1 rRNA gene is annotated in these 3,108 nt (G+C 56.2%); it reads left to right on the forward strand.

From position 1 onward, the window contains the following. Window positions 1–32: 32 nt before the first annotated feature. A 23S ribosomal RNA gene (locus E6P78_RS32320) occupies window positions 33–3,108 on the forward strand; the annotation flags it as partial.

A 3,108-nucleotide genomic window follows, 5' to 3' on the forward strand; every position in this document is an offset into this window, starting at 1 on the left:
TTGAGAACTGCACAGTGGACGCGAGCATCTGTGGCCAAGTTTTTAAGGGCGCACGGTGGATGCCTTGGCACCAGGAACCGATGAAGGACGTGGGAGGCCACGATAGTCCCCGGGGAGTCGTCAACCAGACTTTGATCCGGGGGTTTCCGAATGGGGAAACCCGGCAGTCGTCATGGGCTGTCACCCGCTGCTGAACACATAGGCAGTGTGGAGGGAACGAGGGGAAGTGAAACATCTCAGTACCCTCAGGAAGAGAAAACAACCGTGATTCCGGGAGTAGTGGCGAGCGAAACTGGATCAGGCCAAACCGTATGCGTGTGATACCCGGCAGGGGTTGCGTATGCGGGGTTGTGGGATCTCTTTTTCATAGTCTGCCGGCTGTGAGACGAGTCAGAAACCGTTGATGTAGGCGAAGGACATGCGAAAGGTCCGGCGTAGAGGGTAAGACCCCCGTAGCTGAAACATTGACGGCTCGTTTAAGAGACACCCAAGTAGCACGGGGCCCGAGAAATCCCGTGTGAATCTGGCGGGACCACCCGTTAAGCCTAAATATTCCCTGGTGACCGATAGCGGATAGTACCGTGAGGGAATGGTGAAAAGTACCGCGGGAGCGGAGTGAAATAGTACCTGAAACCGTGTGCCTACAAGCCGTGGGAGCGTCGCGCATCGAGCTTGCTCGGTGCGTCGTGACTGCGTGCCTTTTGAAGAATGAGCCTGCGAGTTTGCGGTGTGTTGCGAGGTTAACCCGTGTGGGGAAGCCGTAGCGAAAGCGAGTCCGAATAGGGCGGTTTAGTAGCGCGCTCAAGACCCGAAGCGGAGTGATCTAGCCATGGGCAGGTTGAAGCGGAGGTAAGACTTCGTGGAGGACCGAACCCACCAGGGTTGAAAACCTGGGGGATGACCTGTGGTTAGGGGTGAAAGGCCAATCAAACTCCGTGATAGCTGGTTCTCCCCGAAATGCATTTAGGTGCAGCGTCGTGTGTTTCTTGCCGGAGGTAGAGCACTGGATAGGCGATGGGCCCTACCGGGTTACTGACCTTAGCCAAACTCCGAATGCCGGTAAGTGAGAGCGCGGCAGTGAGACTGTGGGGGATAAGCTCCATGGTCGAGAGGGAAACAGCCCAGAGCATCGACTAAGGCCCCTAAGCGTACGCTAAGTGGGAAAGGATGTGGAGTCGCAGAGACAACCAGGAGGTTGGCTTAGAAGCAGCCACCCTTGAAAGAGTGCGTAATAGCTCACTGGTCAAGTGATTCCGCGCCGACAATGTAGCGGGGCTCAAGCGTACCGCCGAAGTCGTGTCATTCCAGCATATACCTCTAACGGGGGCTGGGATGGGTAGGGGAGCGTCGTGTGCCGGGTGAAGCAGCCGCGGAAGCGAGTTGTGGACGGTTCACGAGTGAGAATGCAGGCATGAGTAGCGATACACACGTGAGAAACGTGTGCGCCGATTGACTAAGGGTTCCTGGGTCAAGCTGATCTGCCCAGGGTAAGTCGGGACCTAAGGCGAGGCCGACAGGCGTAGTCGATGGACAACCGGTTGATATTCCGGTACCCGCTTTGAAACGCCCAGTACTGAATCAGGCGATGCTAAGTCCGTGAAGCCGGCCCGATCTCTTCGGAGTTGAGGGTAGTGGTGGAGCCGATGAACCAGACTTGTAGTAGGTAAGCGATGGGGTGACGCAGGAAGGTAGTCCAGCCCGGGCGGTGGTTGTCCCGGGGTAAGGGTGTAGGCCGTGTGGTAGGTAAATCCGTCACACATTGAGGCTGAGACCTGATGCCGAGCCGATTGTGGTGAAGTGGATGATCCTATGCTGTCGAGAAAAGCCTCTAGCGAGTTTCATGGCGGCCCGTACCCTAAACCGACTCAGGTGGTCAGGTAGAGAATACCGAGGCGTTCGGGTGAACTATGGTTAAGGAACTCGGCAAAATGCCCCCGTAACTTCGGGAGAAGGGGGGCCATCACTGGTGATGACATTTACTGTCTGAGCTGGGGGTGGCCGCAGAGACCAGCGAGAAGCGACTGTTTACTAAAAACACAGGTCCGTGCGAAGCCGTAAGGCGATGTATACGGACTGACGCCTGCCCGGTGCTGGAACGTTAAGGGGACCGGTTAGCTGACTTTCGGGTCGGCGAAGCTGAGAACTTAAGCGCCAGTAAACGGCGGTGGTAACTATAACCATCCTAAGGTAGCGAAATTCCTTGTCGGGTAAGTTCCGACCTGCACGAATGGCGTAACGACTTCTCGACTGTCTCAACCATAGGCCCGGTGAAATTGCACTACGAGTAAAGATGCTCGTTTCGCGCAGCAGGACGGAAAGACCCCGGGACCTTTACTATAGTTTGATATTGGTGTTCGGTTCGGCTTGTGTAGGATAGGTGGGAGACTTTGAAGCGGCCACGCCAGTGGTTGTGGAGTCGTCGTTGAAATACCACTCTGGTCGTGCTGGATGTCTAACCTGGGTCCGTGATCCGGATCAGGGACAGTGTCTGATGGGTAGTTTAACTGGGGCGGTTGCCTCCTAAAGAGTAACGGAGGCGCCCAAAGGTTCCCTCAGCCTGGTTGGCAATCAGGTGTTGAGTGTAAGTGCACAAGGGAGCTTGACTGTGAGACCGACGGGTCGAGCAGGGACGAAAGTCGGGACTAGTGATCCGGCAGTGGCTTGTGGAAGCGCTGTCGCTCAACGGATAAAAGGTACCCCGGGGATAACAGGCTGATCTTCCCCAAGAGTCCATATCGACGGGATGGTTTGGCACCTCGATGTCGGCTCGTCGCATCCTGGGGCTGGAGTCGGTCCCAAGGGTTGGGCTGTTCGCCCATTAAAGCGGTACGCGAGCTGGGTTTAGAACGTCGTGAGACAGTTCGGTCCCTATCCGCTGTGCGCGTAGGAATATTGAGAAGGGCTGTCCCTAGTACGAGAGGACCGGGACGGACGAACCTCTGGTGTGCCAGTTGTTCTGCCAAGGGCATGGCTGGTTGGCTACGTTCGGAAAGGATAACCGCTGAAAGCATCTAAGCGGGAAGCCTGCTTCGAGATGAGTATTCCCACCAACTTGATTGGTTAAGGCTCCCAGTAGACGACTGGGTTGATAGGCCAGATGTGGAAGCC

Source organism: Streptomyces sp. A0958, from assembly GCF_004795035.1.
In the GTDB taxonomy this organism is placed as follows: Bacteria; Actinomycetota; Actinomycetes; order Streptomycetales; family Streptomycetaceae; genus Streptomyces.